This is a genomic window from Ignavibacteriales bacterium, from assembly GCA_016214905.1.
Lineage (GTDB): Bacteria > Bacteroidota > Ignavibacteria > UBA10030 > SZUA-254 > PNNN01.
Window position 1 is genome coordinate 925,466 of sequence record JACRMQ010000007.1, and the last position, 19,565, is coordinate 945,030.

11 protein-coding genes are annotated in these 19,565 nt (G+C 40.6%); 6 read left to right on the forward strand and 5 right to left on the reverse strand.

Annotation, left to right across the window (positions count from 1 at the left end):
• Positions 1–4: 4 nt before the first annotated feature.
• From HZB59_11085 to HZB59_11105, 5 genes are all read right to left on the reverse strand, one after another.
• Positions 5–4,162 carry a PAS domain S-box protein gene (locus HZB59_11085; GenBank protein ID MBI5021968.1) on the reverse strand — a complete coding sequence of 1,386 codons (4,158 nt, stop codon included), beginning with the start codon at positions 4,160–4,162 and terminating at the stop codon, positions 5–7.
• Between the two features lie 130 nt (positions 4,163–4,292).
• A complete protein-coding gene (locus HZB59_11090; protein MBI5021969.1) occupies positions 4,293–4,649 on the reverse strand; it encodes a response regulator transcription factor in 357 nt (118 codons plus the stop codon).
• A 270-nt stretch (positions 4,650–4,919) separates the two neighbouring features.
• Positions 4,920–5,549 carry a response regulator transcription factor gene (locus tag HZB59_11095; GenBank protein MBI5021970.1) on the reverse strand — a complete coding sequence of 210 codons (630 nt, stop codon included), beginning with the start codon at positions 5,547–5,549 and terminating at the stop codon, positions 4,920–4,922.
• Positions 5,550–5,564: 15 nt separating this feature from the next.
• A complete protein-coding gene (locus tag HZB59_11100) occupies positions 5,565–11,282 on the reverse strand; it encodes a PAS domain S-box protein (GenBank protein MBI5021971.1) in 5,718 nt (1,905 codons plus the stop codon).
• A 362-nt stretch (positions 11,283–11,644) separates the two neighbouring features.
• A complete protein-coding gene (locus HZB59_11105) occupies positions 11,645–14,125 on the reverse strand; it encodes a S8 family serine peptidase (GenBank protein MBI5021972.1) in 2,481 nt (826 codons plus the stop codon).
• A gap of 216 nt (positions 14,126–14,341) precedes the next feature.
• On the opposite strand from HZB59_11105, the gene HZB59_11110 reads away from it, so the two are divergent.
• The 6 genes from HZB59_11110 to HZB59_11135 all read left to right on the forward strand — a co-directional run bounded on the left by HZB59_11110 (position 14,342) and on the right by HZB59_11135 (position 19,462).
• Positions 14,342–15,097, forward strand: a complete 756-nt coding sequence (locus HZB59_11110; GenBank protein ID MBI5021973.1) for an NAD+ synthase — start codon at positions 14,342–14,344, stop codon at positions 15,095–15,097.
• A complete protein-coding gene (gene rsmI, locus HZB59_11115; protein MBI5021974.1) occupies positions 15,094–15,795 on the forward strand; it encodes a 16S rRNA (cytidine(1402)-2'-O)-methyltransferase in 702 nt (233 codons plus the stop codon). Before HZB59_11110 ends, rsmI begins: the two co-directional genes overlap by 4 nt.
• Positions 15,796–15,954: 159 nt before the next feature.
• Positions 15,955–16,239, forward strand: coding sequence for a co-chaperone GroES (gene groES, locus HZB59_11120; GenBank protein ID MBI5021975.1), 285 nt, complete (start codon positions 15,955–15,957; stop codon positions 16,237–16,239).
• A 47-nt stretch (positions 16,240–16,286) separates the two neighbouring features.
• On the forward strand, positions 16,287–17,924 hold the full coding sequence (gene groL / locus HZB59_11125) for a chaperonin GroEL (protein MBI5021976.1): 1,638 nt from the start codon (positions 16,287–16,289) through the stop codon (positions 17,922–17,924).
• 240 nt (positions 17,925–18,164) lie between these two features.
• A complete protein-coding gene (locus tag HZB59_11130) occupies positions 18,165–18,392 on the forward strand; it encodes a DUF3276 family protein (protein MBI5021977.1) in 228 nt (75 codons plus the stop codon).
• A gap of 122 nt (positions 18,393–18,514) precedes the next feature.
• Positions 18,515–19,462 (forward strand): endonuclease/exonuclease/phosphatase family protein, encoded by a 948-nt coding sequence (locus tag HZB59_11135; protein MBI5021978.1) that lies wholly within the window; start codon positions 18,515–18,517, stop codon positions 19,460–19,462.
• Positions 19,463–19,565 lie beyond the last annotated feature (103 nt).

The following is a 19,565-nucleotide window of genomic DNA, read 5'->3' on the forward strand; positions in this document are numbered from 1 at the left end:
TATTCTAATCTTTGTGTAAAACAGAATGTATTACCTCTAAAAGTTTCTGTGCATTGTAGGGCTTTGTTAGGAAAGCATCAAGACCCAACTCAATACTCGTCGCTTGTGTACCATCGGGATTAAATCCGCTTGAAGCAATAATCTTTACATCGGGTTTTATCTTCCTAAGGACTTTAATTGTACTCGGTCCATCCATAATCGGCATTACCATATCGGTCAACACCAACGCGATTTCCTCTTTTCTTGAAGCGAAAAGCGCGATAGCTTCCGTACCATCCGATCCTGTAATTATGTGATAACCATTTGCCTCAAGAGTATGTTTAGTGATTTGCTGAATTGAACTTTCATCATCTACCACCAGGATTAACTCTCCATTGCCAAGGAACATTTCTTTAACATCGTTTGATTTCGGTTTGGTTTCACTGGTCTCTTTTGCGGCTGGTAAGTAGATTCTGAATGTTGTTCCTTTACCAACCTCGCTATACACATTTACAAAACCACCGTGACTTTTAACTATGGCGTGGACAGTTGAAAGTCCGAGTCCTGTGCCCTTACCAATTTCCTTGGTAGTAAAAAATGGTTCAAAAATACGTTCTAAAACGGCAGGTGGCATTCCGCTTCCATTATCTTCAACGCTTAACAATACATAGCGGCCCGGTTTTGCATTGATGCTCATACGGGTGTATTGTTCGTCGATGAATTTATTTTCAGCTTTGATGAATATAGATCCGCCATTTGGCATTGCATCTCGTGCATTAACGCACAAATTCAAAAGTACCTGATGCAGATTTGTCGGGTCACCAATAATAGTCCAGATGTTTTTTGGAACTTCCTCTTTTATTGTTATAGATTTTGGAAAAGTTCCCTTGATGATGCTGCTTATTTCGCTGATAATATGTCTAAACTGAATGAGTACACTCTCACCCTGAACTCCTCGTGCAAAACCAAGGATCTGCTTGACGATTGCACTACCACGCTGTGCACTGGTTTCTATTGCCTCAAGCATTCTTAGACTTCTTTCATCAGGAATTGATTTTTTAAGGAAATCGATGGAAAGCAAGATGGGAGCCAAGACATTATTCAGATCGTGCGCAACCCCGCCGGCTAAAGTACCGACACTTTCTATTCGCTGTGCCCGTAAGAGTTGCAGTTCGAGCAATTTCTTCTCCGTGATATCTTCTTTCACAGCGAGATAATGTGTTATTTGACCGGTTGAGTCCTTTATCGGAGAGATTGATGCGGATTCCCAATAAAACTCACCGTTCTTTTTTCGGTTGTGGAATTCTCCCTTCCATTCTTTGCCTGAGGTGATTGTATCCCATAATTGTTTATAATCTTCAGACGGTTTTTCATCGGACTTTAATATCCTTGGATTCTTACCGATCACTTCAGCGGATGTATAACCTGTGAGCTGTGTAAATTTGGTATTAACATATTGTATCTTTCCTTCTAAATCCGTAATAATAACAGAAGCAGGACTTTGTTCGATTGCTTGTTTAAGTTTGTTCAGTTCGCTTTCCGCTTTTATACGATCTGTTATATCTTCAACTGTTCCTTCGTAGAAAAGAATGTTGCCGGAAGGATCTCTCACTGCTTTGGCACTTTCGCGTACATAAATTTGAGTTTCATCTTTTTTTATCCATATAGATTCAAGCCCAATCACCAATCCTTCTTTTTCCATTCGTTCCTTAAATGTTGAACGGCTATATTCAGGGTGGAAACCATTCTTCTCTAAATTGTGCTGCTGCATTTCTTCACCTGAACTAAATCCAAGCATCTTGGAAAGTGCAGGATTTACCATAAGTATTCTGCCGTCGGGTAATGTCCGGTATAGACCAAGCACAGAGTTTTCAAAAACAGTTCTGTAACTTTCTTCGCTAATCCTTAATGATTCTTCTGCCTGTTTACGCTGAGTAACATCGTCTGCAATTACTATCCTTGCTGGCCGTCCATTCCATTCAATGCTATGTGATGTTATTTCTACATCGATGATTGTGCCGTCTTTTTTCTTATGCTGCCAGCTATCGCTCGTTTGAAATGGTGTATCAATTGATGCGACATTTTGCAACAGTTTAGGTACATCCTTCGCAGGGCGGATGTCTTTGAGCGTCATGGATAAAAATTCTTCTTGAGAATAACCATAATGTCTTATAGCTGCTTCATTGACAGCAACAAAAGACAGAGATACTCGATCGTATACCCACATCGGTTGAGGATTATTAAAGAAGAGGTCACGGTATTGCTGTTCGGAAATTTTTAATTCTTCTTCGGTTTTTTTCTGGGCAGTGGTATCACGCCCGATGCTCATAACCACTTGTTTGCCATCCAATTCGATAGTCCGTGCACTCACCTCATTATGTATTACGGTTTTATCGTTACGATAGTGGGCAGATTCAACACGGATGCTCCCTTTTTCTCGTAATTCTCTTAATCGTGGTGGAAAGATCTTACGATACTTTTCAGTCATTAAATCTTGCAAGTTCATTTTCATTATTTCGTCACGTGTATAACCGCGAAGCTTACAAGCTGCTTCATTTACATAGATTAGATTACCATCGAAATCATGTAGGATTATCGAGTCGTTCGCCGCATCCAACAGGTTTGCCCTGAGTGTTAATTCTTGTTCCGCCCGCTTTTGTTCTGTAATATCGGATACGAAACCTTCTAAAAAAGATAGATCCCCATCCTCCATGAATACACCACGACCTTGTTCCCAAACCCACTTCTCATTGCCCTGAGCAGTGATGATTCGATAAATAATTTGATAAGAGTCCTTCTTTTCTACTGCATCTTGTACTTTCTGCCATACCATCTGACGATCTTCAGAGTGAATTAGATCCCCATACGATATTTTATTATTGTTGATAAGATCCTCAGGATAATACCCTGTCAACTTGATGCTGCCTTCACTAACGAATTCCATGGTCCAGTTCTGATCATTCTTACAGCGATAAGCCAAACCCGGTAAATTGCTCATTGATATTGCAAGCTGGCGCTCTCTGTCATGTAAAGCTTCTTCATTTCGTTTACGTTCAGTAATATCTTGTGCGGTTCCGGTCACTTGAAGCGGATTGCCGTTTGCGTCAAATATCGCTGCGCCGTTTCCCCTTAGATATCGAATATTACCGTTCGGGAGAATTATTCGAAAGTCTAGTTCTCCGGTTTTTTCCCCTCTCATCGTTCGATCGATCCATTGATGCATCAAAACTCTGTCTTCGGCGTGAATCAAATAGATGAATGATTCGATTGAAAGATGAAATTTTTCTCGATCCACTCCATATATATCATACATTGTATCCGACCAGCGAAGAGTTCCATTTGCGACAGTGAAACTCCAGCTTCCAAGGCGAGCGATTCTTTGACTTTCAGCCAGGAGTTTTTCGCTCTCACGCAAAGCTTTATCCGATTTTTTTCGATCGGTGATATCCCGTAATATCCCGTCTATAAATAATGGCTTACCTTCAGTATTCGGTATCAAGACTGCACTAACAGAAACGTGAACTTGCGAGTTATCTTTTCGCTTTAACACAAGCTCTAGGTCGTGAACCGATTTTTCTTTCATCAGTGTTTCTACCAGAATTTCGCGGTAATCCGGATTTTCATAAAATAATCGCACATCTTTTTCAATTACTTCTTCAACTGTATAACCGTAATTTTTTACTGAAGGGCTGATGAACTTAATTATACCCCGCATATCTGTTCGATAAAATACATCTTCAGTGTTTTCAAAAAATGTCCTGTATCTTTCTTCACTGATTCTCAGCAGTGTTTCTACTCGTTTTCGCTCGATGGCATATCGGATTGACCGAGTAATCATGTAACAATCTGTTTTACCCTTGACTAAATAATCTTCGGCACCTGCTTGTAATGCTTGGACTGAAATTCCGTTGTCATTGATTTCGGTTAGTGCAATAATTGGCCGGTATGGAGCAGCATTGATAGCAAGTTTGACAGTCTCTATACCTTCCGTATCGGGAAGTGAAAGATCGAGTAAAATAATATCAAAATTATGCCGGTTGGTTAATTTATGTGCGTCACTCCAGCGATCTGTGTGAGTAATATTATACGTTTCATGTTCACCTTCTCTTAAACATTCCTGCAGCAACTCTGCCTCTGCCGGATTATCTTCAACTAGTAATATGTTTATTATTTGCTTATTCATAATTATAATTCCTCTCCGAAAATCTAATCTTTATCCATTCGTAACTATTGCTAAATAAAAATTTCCATTTTAAATTGATTTATGTACATTATTAGCATTATGAAATCGGTTGATCCACTGAGATTATTGCTTAATTTAAAAATGAAAGAACATCAACTAATTTTTCAACCTCAGTAGATTTATCAAAAAAATAATCCGCGCCAGCCTTGATAGATTCTTCTTTAAATTGAGGATACGGATAATTGGTTAGCATGATAACTACAATGTGCGGGTGGTCTTTTTTAATTTTCGATAGCACATCTATACCACTGCCATCAGGCAATTTAATATCGAGAATAACAACATCAGGCGTCGTTTGCGGAATTAATTGTCTTGCTTCTACTACATTCTGCGCTTGCCCTACAATCTCAATTCCCTGAATTTCACTGAAAGCAATCATCAACCTTGCGCGAACTATATGGGAATCATCGACAATAAATACTTTCATGGCTCATTTCTCTCTAGAAAATTTTACCTATTCATTTTCTATTTATAACGTACAACAGGTTTCTTTTGGGAAAAATAGGGTGAAGTATTGTTTATCTGTAAGGAAAGGATGATCTGATTGTAGGATTTATCCTACAAAAAATGAATTGGGGTAGATTGTTCGTTTTAAGCTAATGTATTCTAGGAAGGTCGAAGTTTGTGTCAGGACGAAAGTCCTGGCACCACCCTACTACCTGGATGTGAAGTCAGGTCTTCCGACCTGACTTCGTACTCAAGTTAGTTTATGCTCTATAACATAGTGTATGATATCTGCGTTAGATTTCATTTTCATCTTTTCAAGGATACGCGCTCTGTAAGTGCTGATTGTTTTTGCACTTAATGATAATTCGTTTGCTATGCTTCCTGTAGGTTTTCCTGACGCAAGCATTATCATTATCTGGTATTCACGGTTCGATAATCGTTCGTGGGAAGGTTTTTCGGTCCAGTCATCCAATTCGGAAGCTAATCTTTCTGCTAACTTCTCAGTGATATATTTTCTACCCGAAATTAGTTGATGTATCGCTTTGACTAGCTGTTCGGGAACGTCGGACTTTGAGAGAAAGCATGATGCACCTGAGCGGATTGCGCGGATGGCAAATTCATCTTCAGCATGCATACTGTAAACAAGGACCGGAAGTTTTGGATTGATTTGTTTGATCTCTTGTAATAAATCTAAGCCGCTTCGGCCGGGAAGCGAGATATCAAGTATTACAACATCCCATTCTTTTTGCCGGATAAGATCGAGTGCCTCTCCTGAATTTCCGGCTTCCCCAAATGTCGGATTTAGAATTTCTTCCTTAAGTATATCTTTTATTCCTTCCCTCACAACAGCATGGTCATCGATAATAAGAATGTTTCTCATGAAATATTTTATCCTTTAATTCATTTCTTTATTTATCGGTACTTTCACAACTATTTTTGTACCTTCTCCTTGGATGTTATGTATATCCAAATCGCCTCTTATAATTGTTGCACGTTCATGCATTCCTAATATACCTAACGATTTAGTATTATGCACTTCTTCCTTGGTGATGCCTTTTCCGTTATCCTGTACGATCATAATGAAATTCTTTTCGTCTCTGCTCAGATTGATCGAGACAGATGTAGCATTTGCATGCCGTATTATATTGGTTAGAATCTCTTGGAACATTCTAAAGAGGTTGATCGATTGTTCTTCGCTAAACGAAATATCTGCTACATTCTCAGAGAAATTGCATTGAGTTCCGGTTCTGGTTTGGAACTCTTTAATTTGCCATCTGATCGCCGGCAGCAATCCAAGTTCGAGAACTCCTGGCCTTAATTCGGTCGATATTTTCCTGACGGTCTGAATTGTGGAATCAAGAAGATTCAATATGGATTCGATTTTATTATGTGAGGGTTTTTGTTCCATCGGGATTTGTTTCTCTAACCATTTGATATCAATTTTCATTGCGGTCAGAGTTTGTCCCAATTCATCATGGATTTCGCGGGCAATGCGAGTGCTTTCCTCTTCACGAATCGATTGCAGTCTGATTGCCAGTTGGCGCATTTGTTCACGAGAGTTTGATAATTCATCTCTTTGTATCTCGATTGCTTGGTACATTCTTGCATTTAAAAATCCGGAAGATACTTGACCTGCTAAGGTTTCTAAGAAACCTGCTTGACTTCCGAAATCTCTCTCTTTTCTTGCTGCCAAGCCAATTACACCGAAAATTTCCTTGCCATTTTGTAAAGGCAGAGCTGCGAACGATCTCAAACCAGCTTTCTTGCACTCTTCCCAAGTACACCGCTCATCAGTGAAAATATCACTGGAATAAATAGATTTTCTCTGGCTAACCGCCAACCCACAAATACATTCACCCACGCGATGTTCTGGAAAATCTTTAAACTGGTCTTTATAATTTTTAGGTTCTATGCGATGCAAAATTAATTTTTCATTCTCCCTAAAGAATAAGAAAACGATATCCGACTGTGTCGCTTTGAACGTTTCTTCAACAACATAGTTGATGACATCATCAAGGATGAGGGATTGATTAACACGTTGGCTCAAAGAATTGAGAGCGGCCAACTCATTCGCGCGTCGATTGATTTCTTCCATTGTGCGTTTGCGCTCTGAAATATCGCGTACTATCGCCCACATGGAGGAAGGATTGCCGACTTCATCTCTCATCAAGAATGTTCTGAGTTCCACAGGAAGTATAGTGTTGTCTTTTCTGCGATACTCTTTTTCGTAAACTCCGGAATATCCTCTTGGCATAATCTCTTCCTCGATTATCTTTGTCTCGAACTCATGCCATTTTTGGGGTGTTAGCTCGATATATGTCAAATTTCTGATTTCTTCATCCGTATATCCAAGCATCTCAATATAGGATTTGTTGAACTCCTTTATCCGTCCCTGCATGTCCACCTCCACAAACGCGTCTGTCATGCTCTCGTACAATTTGCGATATTTATTTTCGCTCTCTCGTAGCGCTTCTTCCGCCCGCTTACGATCCGTAATGTCAAGAATAAAAGCAACGTATGCCTCTTTTAACATGTATTGAGTTAAGTGCAGGTGCACTTCTACATCATAAACGCTCCCATTTTTTCTTTTATGTTTTGTTTCGAATATTAGCTTTGGTATTTCTTTTCTTGCCAAAGGAGAAATCTTGGTCCGGAAAGATGATTCGTTAAATTCCGGTTTTAGATCCAGCGGCGTTAGATGAATAATTTCTTCAGAAGTATAACCAAGATTCTTAAGAGCACCTAAATTAACAAACTTAAATTTTAGCGTTTTCGAATCAAATATATATAATTCATTAAGACTTGTCTGAAGCATATTTGATAAGGATAATTTCTCTTCTACTGCTTGTTTCCGTTCGGTGATGTTTTCAACAACGCTGAGAATTCGTGGAATTGTGCCATCTTGTGCGTACAAAGGTACAGTGCGATAAAGTTGGTTTTGGTTATTGATAAAGAGCTCGAACAACCGCTCCTCTCCCGCAAATGTTTTCAAATAGTGTTCTAGAACCACTGGGGTTTGGTCACCGTATACCTGATCGAGGGTCATGCCAACGAATTGCTCCGGATCCAGATTCAGTTTCTTGAATTCCTGCCCTGAGGTAAATCCAACAGTCAGGTCCTTTTCGATGATGGAGAGATAGGAATTCGGGTAGTTCTCTGCGATTGTGCGCAGAAGCGCCTCGTTCTCTCGTAGACTCTTTTCTGCCCGTCGGCGTTCGGTGATGTCTATGCTCAGCGCCGATACACCTGTGATTTTTTCATTTAAAATAATTGGATTAAGAAATACTTGATAATAATGAAGCTCATTATGTAAATGAGCAGAGAACTCAAATATGTCTTGTTCACCGGAGAGGGCAGAGTCATAATGTTCTTTCCAGTATGCCCGTAATTCAGGTGTTAAAATATCGAGTGAGTTCATCCCTTTCTGTATTTTAATGTTGAATCTAATAAAATAAGCTTCAGCAAAGAAATTATTGAATTTGATATAGTTATAATTTTTATCTATAGACCAGATTGATTCATTTCTGTTGTTAATTAATGAACTCAAATTAGCTTCTGATTCATTTACTGCTATTTCCGCCTGCTTGCGTTCAGTTATATCGCGGATAACACCGAGAATATATTGTCCATCATGAAGTTCAATTATCTCGCCTGAGAGCAAAGTATCCCGGATTTCGCCAGACTTGATACGGAAACCCACTTCCAAATCTCGTACTCTGCCATTTTTCTGGAGAAGGTCGGTGTAGCGTTTGCGTTCGTCGGGATTTGCCCAGAATTGCAATTCGTCTGTTCTCTTTCCTATTATCTCCTCGGGTTTATAGCCGGTTGCATCCTGCAATCTATCGTTTACATCGACGAGCCGACCATCAGCTAAGGAAGTCAACACGATGATATCCGGGCTAGATCTAAATACTTTAGTAAATTTCTCCTCGGATATTCGCAGTGCCTCTTCTACCTGTTTGCGCTCGGTGATGTCTTCTGCGAGTACTAACCGTGCCTTCCTGCCATTGAAAATAATCTCATGAGAGTGAATCGAAACCTGAATCACCATGCCACTCTTTTTTCGATGTCGCCACTCACCAGAGTGTGTGAGACCGGGAGTAATGTGCCGAAGCAGATTTTCAAATTCCACTATGTCCTCCGGCGGTCGGATATCGCGTAGTGTCATTGACAAAAATTCAGCTTCTGAGTAACCGTAGTGCATCTGGGCAGCTTGATTCACCATTAGGAATTGAAGAGTATCAAAATCGTATACCCACATTGGTAATGGACTATTTTTAAATATCAGACGATACCGCTCCTCGCTTCTCTGTAATGCGTTCTCAAAGTGCTTGCGCTCCGTGATGTTGCGTAATATGACAAGAGTGTAGGTCTCTTCATTAAGGTCATAACTTGACACATGAACATCCATATCGAATTCAGATCCATCTTTTCTGAGACCTCGCGTTTCATAAGTGGAGGGGACAAGTTCACCTTTCGACCGGAGTTGAACCAAATCCAGAATTTTCTTGCGTTCGCTTGGAGCAATAAGATCTATAATTGGTTTTCGAGCCAATTCCTTACTATCCCCATATCCAAAAAGTGTGAGGTATGCTGAATTGACAAATTCATGTATACCCAGTTTCGAAACTCCAATTGCGTCAACTGATTTTTCAAATACGTTTCGGAATTTGATTTCGCTTTTGAGTAACTCATTTTCAGCATGGATACGTTCTTTAATTTCATTTTGTGAATTTTCATACAGTCGGGAATTTTCTACGGCTAACGCTGTCAGATTTGCCAGGGTGAGACAACTTTCAATCTCTGACTGCTTAAACAATTTTGGTTTTTCAATCGATGCTACAATGAGTACACCAATCACATTGGTTTTGGCTACTAACGGCAGATAAAGTATTGAACGTAAATTACGTTGTTCGCAGATTGCTCTTTCTGCAGGAGTTAGATCGGTAATTGTTGAGTCTTGTATAATAACAGGTTGACTGGTTGTAATAGCTTTTTGTATGTGGGGGTGATCTACAAGCATAGCACCCCGGAATTCTACAGGAAATCCGGGAGGGAGTTCAGGTGAAGTTGCTCCGAGATGCAACATTTCTCCCTTCAGGAGATAGATCGCGGCGCTTTTTAACTCCATCAACTCAATTATACTGTCGGTTGATGTCTGCAATATAGTTTCAAGGTTTAATGTGCCGGCAATACTCTGGCTGGATTTTAGAAGTGCTCTTAACTCTTTTGAATGCTTAATTATTTCTTCTTCAGCACTCTTGCGCTCAGTGATGTTTCGCACCATTGCTATCATGAGTTCTGGTTGAGCAGGAGCCAAGGAACTGAGACGAATTTCGACCGGAAATATCGTTCCATCCTTCCGCCTATGAGTCCCGATAATCGTCTGCACTTCTCCGGGCTTTAGCTTTCGGTGAATCTCTGTGACCTCACCATATGGAAGGATTGCTTCGATATCTATTGTGGAAAGTTTCAGAAGTTCATCCATACTGTAACCAAGATCATGGCACGCGCGTGTGTTACATTTAAGGATTTGACCTGTAGCCTTATCAATCACGTAAATCGCGTCACCAGCGTTATCTATATACAACTTTAACTGTTGCTCACCTTGACGAATACTCTCTTCCTCTCGCTTCTGCTCTGTGATGTCTCGAGCTATTCCCAGAACCGCGACAATTTTACCATCAATGATTAGAGGAGATGGTGTAAATTTTCCAATTTTATACTCACCCGATTTAATTTTGATTCGCAGTTCATACGGTTCTACTTTCTTCCCCGACATCACTTTCTGAAAAATTTCGATTGCTTTCGGTAAATCTTCCTGATGAACGAGATTTGCGAACGGTTTATCAATCCATTCTTCAACTGTCCACCCTGTAAGAGTTTCAAATGCAGGATTGATCGATGATAATTTCCCATCGGGAGATATTGTATAGATCGCGTCGCGGACGTTTTCAAAGATTGAACGATAACGTATTTCACTTTCCCGCTGCGCCGCATCAGCACGCCTGCGGTCTTCAAGAACTCTGATAAGTGCAAGACGGGAACGATCGGTTTCTTCTAATGTGCGGACGCGCTCTTTTATTTCGTCACGTTCTGTATGGATATTTCTCAATTCAATATTTTTTCGCCTGAGCTCAAGCTGTGTCATCACATGTTTGCTCAAAACGCGTAACGCGCGCTGGTGTGCTTCTTTCATCTGGCGGGGGACACGATCGATTACACAAAGCGTTCCAAGAGCATAACCATCGGATGAAATGAGCGGTGCGCCCGCATAGAAACGAATTTTAGGATCACCTGTCACCAAAGGATTATCGGCAAAACGGTCATCATTTACTGCATCGGGAACAATGAATAAATCGGTATGATGAATCGCATGTCCACAGAAAGAAATATCGCGGGAGGTTTCTTCAACCGTCATACCAATCTTTGATTTAAACCACTGGCGGTTTTCGTCTATGAGTGAGATAAGTGCAATAGGGGATTCACAGATTTCAGCAGCTAGTTCTGTTAAATCGTCGAACGATTTTTCGGGAAGTGTATCGAGCACGCCGTAATGTTTGAGGATTTCTATCCGCGCAACATCATTTTCCGGAATTGTTGGTTTTTGCATAATCACTACTCCAATCTATCCTGATTATGATAGAATTAACCCTTTATGATACAAAGATGTTTGAACAAAACCAACCCGATCGAGATTGAGAGTGAATTACGTTGAAATTTCTCGAAATCGCTAGAAATTTTTAATAATGTCATCCTGATTCAGATGATTATCCCGCTAAAACACAATATGTATCGGTAGCAGATTTTGAATAAAATTTCTTTGAAAAGATATTCCGTATTTATTATGAGTATCCTTGAATCTATGGAGAGGTAATATATAATTTGAATACCTCCAACCCGAAATAAAAAACGGCTCACTTGAGTGTGAGCCGTTCTGTTTATGAAATTACATCATTTATTGAAGTGTTATATTTACTTCAAAATTAATTTGCCATTCTCTCTTACTTTAACCCAGTATCCATAATAAGGATTCAATGTTAACGAGTTAACGTAGCCGTTTTCATATCTGAAGTATGGAGAAAGTACATTGTCGGGTGGAATCTGTTCAATCGCCGAAACCTCAATGGGAAAAGAAAGAGCACCGATTATATTCCATCCTTGCCGGACATCTATCGTATCGGTGGTACGCGATTCACCGGGCAGTAAAATAGATGCAGCCGATTCAAACTTTATCCAGTATGCAGAATTTTGCGGTACAGTATCAAGCGGAAAATATGATCCGTTAAAAATAAATACCAACGAATTTGATAAAGGATAAAGATTTAATATCGTATGGTCAACAAGTTTACGCGGAAGAGATAGAAGTTGCCAACCGCTTGCTACTGTAATTCCGGTGTCGAGAGAATATAGGTTCCCGAAAATTAATCCGCTTGTATCAAGACCGGAGGTCATGATGATCTGGTAATTGTCAACACCATATGCCGATTTAGGTACAGTTTGATACCAGTCGGTTTTCATACTTTCTGATATGAAAAATGTACCGGGACCAATATCTGTAAAAGTGAATTGACCCAATGAATTGGTTGTTACGGGTGTTCCTGTTGGAAGGCATTTTACATCCCAATTCGCTAATCCGTTTTCTCCGATATCTTGAATGCGATTGTTGTTAGAGTCAGTAAATACAATACCGCTTATTGAGCCAAGTTTAAAATTCCCAAAATTGATTCCTGATGTATCGATACCGTGAAGAAGATTGATTGAATACGATCCGCTTGGAAAAGTTTGAATCCATCCGGATGATATTTCCGCGGTTACAATATAATTGCCGATTGCGAGACTGTCGAATAAATAATTCCCTTCAAGATCCGCGGTCACTGAATCGGTTATTGTACCTGTCAAAAATATCTTTCTTCCCGAAATTGCCGGGTCATCAATATCTCTGATGCCGTTTCCATTCATATCCTCATACAGGATGCCGCTGATTCTGCCAATAGGCAACGCGCCGAAATATTTTATTGCGCTATCGGCGTTAAGAATTCCCCAGCCCATCAAGTTATTCGGTGTTGCGGCGTTGCTCGCGGTTTGCCTCATGGCATCTCTGACTTCCATCGCTGTTAATGTTGGATTTGCAGATAAAATCAATGCCGCAACGCCGGCGGAGAGAGGACACGAGAATGATGTTCCGTTTGATGTTCCGTACCCTGTGGTATTAGTTGAGCTTGCTACTTTGACGCTCGAACCCATAGCCATGATGTCCGGTTTAATTTGGCCATCGGATGTTGGTCCCACAGAACTGAAAGATGTTCGAACACCTGCGGATGTAACGGCGCCCGCGGCAATTACGCTGTCACCATCAGAGGGTGCACCAAGAGTGTTATGCACGCCATCGCCTGCACCGGCATTTCCGGCTGAGTTTACAACTACAATCCCTAAAAAAGCTGCATGGTCAGAGGCTCTTGTTATCAATGTAGTATTACCATCCATATCAGCCCAGGTCCAGCTTGTGTACGGTGCATCGTATGTTGTGTATCCAAGTGATGTGCTTGTAACATCTACGCCGATGCTGTCTGCCCATTGAATTGCCGCCGCCCAATTATCTTCTTCAATCGGCGTTTCGCTCGAATCGTTTTCTGTCCGAGCTAAAATATAATCTGCTTTGAATGCCGGACCTATAAGCTGACCCGGTTTGTAACCGCCGATTGTAGAAAGCGTGTTAACACCGTGTGCCCCGAATCCTGTGCTGGGATTATTGGGTATTACACTTTCTTTGTGATCGACAAAATCGTGCTGAGCTATTATATTCATCGAAGAAAATGATTCGTGAGTCAAAAGGCGAAATCCGTTATCTAATACACAAACAACAACGCCCTGTCCGTAGATGCCGAGGTTGTGCACTTGCGGGACTTTTATTTGATTCACTTGTGTGTACGATGTTCCGTAATCCAAACCGGTTGTTCCGCTTGGCGTTGGCAATTCATCGGAATATTTTATGGGCTGCTCTTTTTCATCACCTGCGCGTTTTCTCCATCTTCCCACAAGCTCGATCTCTTTTACAAAAGGTAGATTGCGCAGAGCATCAATTTGCTGTTTTGTGGCGAGCGCACTTATGGCGTTGAACCATTTCAATTCGTGCCTGACTTGAACAACATTATTTGCCACTGTTTGTAGATACGAATTATCGATAGGCAAATCTTGAGTATCGATGACATTCAAGTTTTTTCTGACTTTCATTCTTCTATTGATAGATCTATCCGATATAACAGAAGAAGCGCTTATTTCCCTAAGATTTTTTTGGTTTCCCTTATCTTTTAGATAAATCAAGACAATTGTCTGATCCTGACTTCCCATTTCTAAATATTTTTTAGAAAGGAGCTTGCCGAATTGGGCGGGTTGTTCCGAGAATGCAAATGATATTGCAAATAAAAGAGGTAATATAATTTTCGTTAATTTCATTTAAAACCTTGATTTGCGGATATTTGGGTTCATTAATTACAAATGTAAACTACCAAAGTTTAAGTGGAAAGTCAAGGGGATGGGAAAGAGTACAAAAAAATAAACCTCCGATTTTTATCTTATTAAGTTAAGGAACAAATAGGAAGTTTGATTTGGTGCAAATTGTATTCTCAATTCTTTTTCACTATTTTCAAATGTAATTAAAGAGATATATTTATGAAGCAAATTAAAGAAACACTTATAGATTTTATTTGCAAAGAAACTGAAAAAGCCGGTTTCAGGAAAGCAGTTATAGGTTTATCGGGTGGGGTAGATTCGGCTCTCGTTACCTTTCTTGCAGCCGAAGCATTGGGAAAAGCGAACGTGCTTGCAGTGATGATGCCTTACAAAACCAGCAGTTCCGAAAGTTTGACCGATGCGAAATTAATTGTTGAAATGCTTGGCATTCGTTCAGAAATTGTGGAGATAACCCCAATGGTCGATGCTTACCTGATGAAACACGGTGATATAAGTCCGTTGCGCAAGGGTAATATTATGGCACGCCAGAGGATGATAGCTTTATACGATATATCTGCCCGCGAGAATGCTATTGTAATTGGAACGAGCAACAAAACTGAAATACTGCTTGGCTATGGAACACTTTTCGGTGATACCGCCTGCGGCATCAATCCGATTGGTGAACTTTACAAAACCGATGTCTGGCGTTTGGCAGACGAAGTCGGTGTACCGAAAAAGATTATAGAAAAACATCCGACCGCTGATTTGTGGGAAGGACAAACTGATGAGCAGGAGCTTGGTTTTGAGTACCGGCAGGTTGATAAACTGCTCCGAGCAATGGTTGACGAAAATAAGAACGATCAAGAATTACTGGCACTTGGTTTTGAAAAAGAGTTCATTGCCAAAGTTCAGAAATTGATTTTGAAGAATGAATTTAAACGTCGAACTCCGTTAATCGCTCGACTAACAAAATGACCGCTATACCGGGAACACTTTATATCGTTTCAACTCCGATTGGAAATCTTGAGGATATAAGCGCAAGGGGGGTGAGCATTTTATCGTCGGTTGATTTAATAGCCGCTGAAGATACGCGTAAAACAAAAATACTTCTTAATCATTTCAACATCTCAAAACCGCTCATAAGTTATTATAACTTCAACGAGACAAAAAGAGTACCTGAACTTATCTCAAAACTTATCGGGGGTTTATCCATCGCGCTTGTTTCTGATGCTGGAACTCCCGGTATCTCAGATCCTTCTTATAGAATAATCAACGCGGCGATTGAACAAAATATTCCTATCGTGGCGATTCCCGGGGCAACGGCATTCTTGCCCGCGCTTATTGTCAGCGGTTTTAATATCGATAGATTTTTATTCGAAGGATTCCTGCCTGTAAAGAAAGGGCGTAAAACATTTTTGGAAAAGCTATCAACTGAACCTCACACAATAGTATTCTATGAGTCGCCTCACCGGTTACTACGGACATTAAACGATCTGAAGCAATATTTCGGTAACAGAGATATATCTATTTCCAGGGAGACCACAAAAAAATTTGAAGAAACATTTCGCGGAAAAATTTCGGAATCGATCACTCATTTTTCAAAATCTAAGGTACGGGGAGAGCTTGTTCTGGTGGTGGAAGGCACTCCAAAAGGGAAAAAACCGCTCAGATAATAGCGCGATATCCGTGAACTGAAAATTTGATTTTATCATCTAATTTTATATATTTATACGCGCTTAACGGAGTGCGATTCTTCTTCTTGTTTCTACATATCTAACTATTTTGAAACCTTATAATATATTCATTTACAATAATTTAAAGGAGTAATATCTATGAAGATGAAACCTCTAGGTGATCGAATTGTTATCAAACCGGCAATAGCCGAGGAGAAAACAAAAGGAGGAATTATATTACCCGATACCGCGAAAGAAAAACCGGTGATCGGTGAAGTTGTTGCTGTTGGTCCCGGCAGAAAGTCGGATGACGGTAATGTTATCGCAATGGAAGTTAAAGTCGGCGATAAAGTGTTGTACGGAAAATATTCAGGCACAGAGGTAACTATCGAAGGTCAGGAATTCCTGATCATGCGCGAGAGTGACCTTTTTGCGATCGTGTAATTAAATTTTTTAATAACGAAAAGAAATAATATAGGAGTATAATATTTATGGGTGCAAAAATAATCACGTATGATTCAGAAGCACGCGCCGCGTTGAAACGCGGAGTTGATAAGCTTGCTGATGCCGTAAAAGCAACTCTTGGTCCGAAAGGACGCAATGTTGTTATAGATAAAAAATTCGGCGCGCCAACAGTCACAAAAGACGGCGTTACCGTTGCGAAGGAAATCGAACTCGAAGATCCAATCGAAAACATGGGCGCTCAAATGGTTCGTGAAGTTGCCAGCAAAACATCGGATGTTGCAGGCGACGGAACAACAACAGCAACCGTTCTTGCTCAGGCAATCGTTCGCGAAGGAATGAAAAACGTAACCGCAGGCGCTAATCCGATGGATTTGAAACGCGGTATCGATCTCGCAGTTACAACAATTGTAACCGAGCTTAAGAAGATAAGTAAAACCGTTGGCGACGATAAAAAGAAAATTGCGCAGGTTGGTGCTATCTCTGCCAACAACGATGCCACCATCGGTGATCTGATTGCAAACGCGATGGAGAAAGTCGGTAAAGACGGCGTTATCACAGTTGAAGAAGCAAAAGGAACGGAAACTAACGTAGAGTGGGTAGAAGGTATGCAGTTCGATCGCGGTTACCTATCTCCTTATTTCGTTACCGATGCAGATTCAATGGAAACAAATCTTGAAGATCCATACATCCTTATTTACGATAAAAAGATAAGTGTAATGAAAGATCTGCTTCCAATTTTGGAAAAAATTGCTCAGGCAGGTCGTCAGATTCTTATCATTGCCGAAGAAGTTGAAGGTGAAGCCCTTGCAACACTTGTTGTTAATAAACTTCGTGGAACTTTAAGAGTTGCATCTGTTAAAGCCCCCGGCTTCGGTGATCGCCGTAAAGCTATGCTTGAAGATATCGCGGTTCTAACAGGCGGCACAGTGATCTCGGATGAAAAGGGTTACAAGTTAGAGAACGCACAGATTTCTTACTTAGGTACGGCAAAGAAAGTAACAATCGATAAAGACAACACAACTATCGTTGAAGGTGCTGGTAAAAAAGAAGATATCAAAAAGCGCATCAACGAGATCAAAGCTCAAGTTGAGAAGACTACTTCCGACTATGATAAAGAAAAATTGCAGGAACGACTCGCAAAACTTTCGGGTGGTGTTGCCGTGTTAAAAGTAGGCGCTGCAACCGAAGTTGAAATGAAAGAGAAGAAAGCCCGCGTTGAAGATGCACTTCATGCAACACGCGCCGCAGTTGAAGAAGGTATCGTCCCCGGCGGCGGAGTCGCATATCTTCGTGTTCAATCGAAGCTCGATTCAGTAAAATCGGATAACGAAGATCAGAAGATTGGTATCGAGATTATTCGCAAATCTCTTGAAGAGCCGATCCGGATGATCGTAGCTAATGCAGGTCTGGAAGGCGCAGTCATTCTGAATAAAGTAAAAGAAGGCAAAGACGATTTCGGTTTCAACGCGCAAACAGAGAAGTACGAAAACCTGATCGTGGCTGGTGTAATCGACCCGACGAAGGTTACACGTATCGCTCTCGAAAATGCCGCAAGCGTCGCCGGATTATTATTGACGACCGAAGCGACAATAGTCGAAAAACCCGAGAAAGAAAAACCGATGCCACCAATGCCACATGGCGGCGGCATGGGTGATATGTACTAATCCGTACAACTTCTTATTTAAGAAGCAGTTAGCAATGGACCCCGAATTGGTTTATCAGTTCGGGGTTTTTTATTTGACTTCCGCGATTTTTTTTCTTACATTTTCCCAAAGTTAGTTTACCATCAGCGGAGGACGACATTCTCCCGAGGCGTAGAGATTCACCGAAAATTTCTCGTTTGCCGTCCTGTGATCATCGGTGTTTCAATTCACTGATTGTGTCACTTTATCATGGAGGTTCCAATGGAATCGCTTTTTTCAAAAACCGTAAAGGCGGGTAAAACCACCTATTTTATAGATGTTCGCGAGGCAAAAAATAAAAACAAATATATCTCAATCGCCGAAAGTACTTTAGCCAAGGAAGGTGAAGAGAAAAAATTTACCCGCAAGAACATCATGATCTTCGATAACCAATTAGATAAATTCAGGGAGGCATTTAACGAAGCGATAAAAATTGCACAACCGAAATAAACCCGGTCTGAATTAGTTACGGTGAGGGAACAGGGTGTCAACCTCGGCTGTCGCGGTGGATTAGTGGTAGCGGAGCGCCCTTCCCTCACTCGATATTGATTATCAAAAATATTGGAGGGGATATGCAACTTACAATCACAACGTTTAATGTAGAAAATCTTTTTAATCGATATGCTTTTTTAGATTCACCCTGGGATGACCGGAATTACGATAAATTTATCCAGGCAATCGGTGTTGTCTCGATAGCGAGCCGAGCCGGTGATCTTGTACCATATCAAATCTCGGAGATTCAGCGGAATAATACTGCACAGGCAATTCTTGATTCCAAACCTGATATTCTGGCTGTTCAGGAAATCGAGAATATCTATACTCTCCGCGTCTTCAACGAAACTTATCTCGATAACTATTTCGATCGGATGATTTGCATAGATGGTAACGACCCTCGTGGTATCGATGTAGGATTATTGTTAAGAAAAGATTTAAATGCCGAAATCCAAAATATTCGAACACACATCGATGAACCTGAAAACGGAAAAAGTATACACCGCACATCTTTTTTGAACAGCGGTTACTGGGTAACAGGGGCGATATTTTCCCGTGACTGTCTTGAAGTCGACATAAAATTGAACGGAAAGATAATCACTTTATTGATTAATCATTTCAAAGCACAGGATAAGACTATATCCTCCGTCGCCCGCCGCACCAAACAATCTGAACGCGTTGCGGAGCTTGTTACCCAATGTGCGAAGAGCGGTAAACTACCGATAGTGCTCGGAGATCTAAACGCCATACCTATCGATAAATCATTGGTCTCGTTGCTGAAACATACATTGCTTAAAGATCCTTTCCCACACGAAACTTGGACTCATTATTATGTTCCGAAAAAAAATGTGAGCCGTCTCGATTATATTTTAATTCATAAAACGATAAAGTCGGTCTCGACTCATATCGTACGGAACGGATTAACAGCAAAATGTAAAAAATATGACGGGCCGCGTTATCCAACTATTGGACAAGAGCATACCGAAGCCAGCGATCATTGCCCGGTTTCAATTCAAATTGAAGTTTAATATCCAGTAATAAAGAGGAGATATAATATGCCTGAATCAATTGATAGTCTAATTGTCCGATGGCGTGCCCTTATGTGATTGGCCGTGAATCTCTTCATGAAAA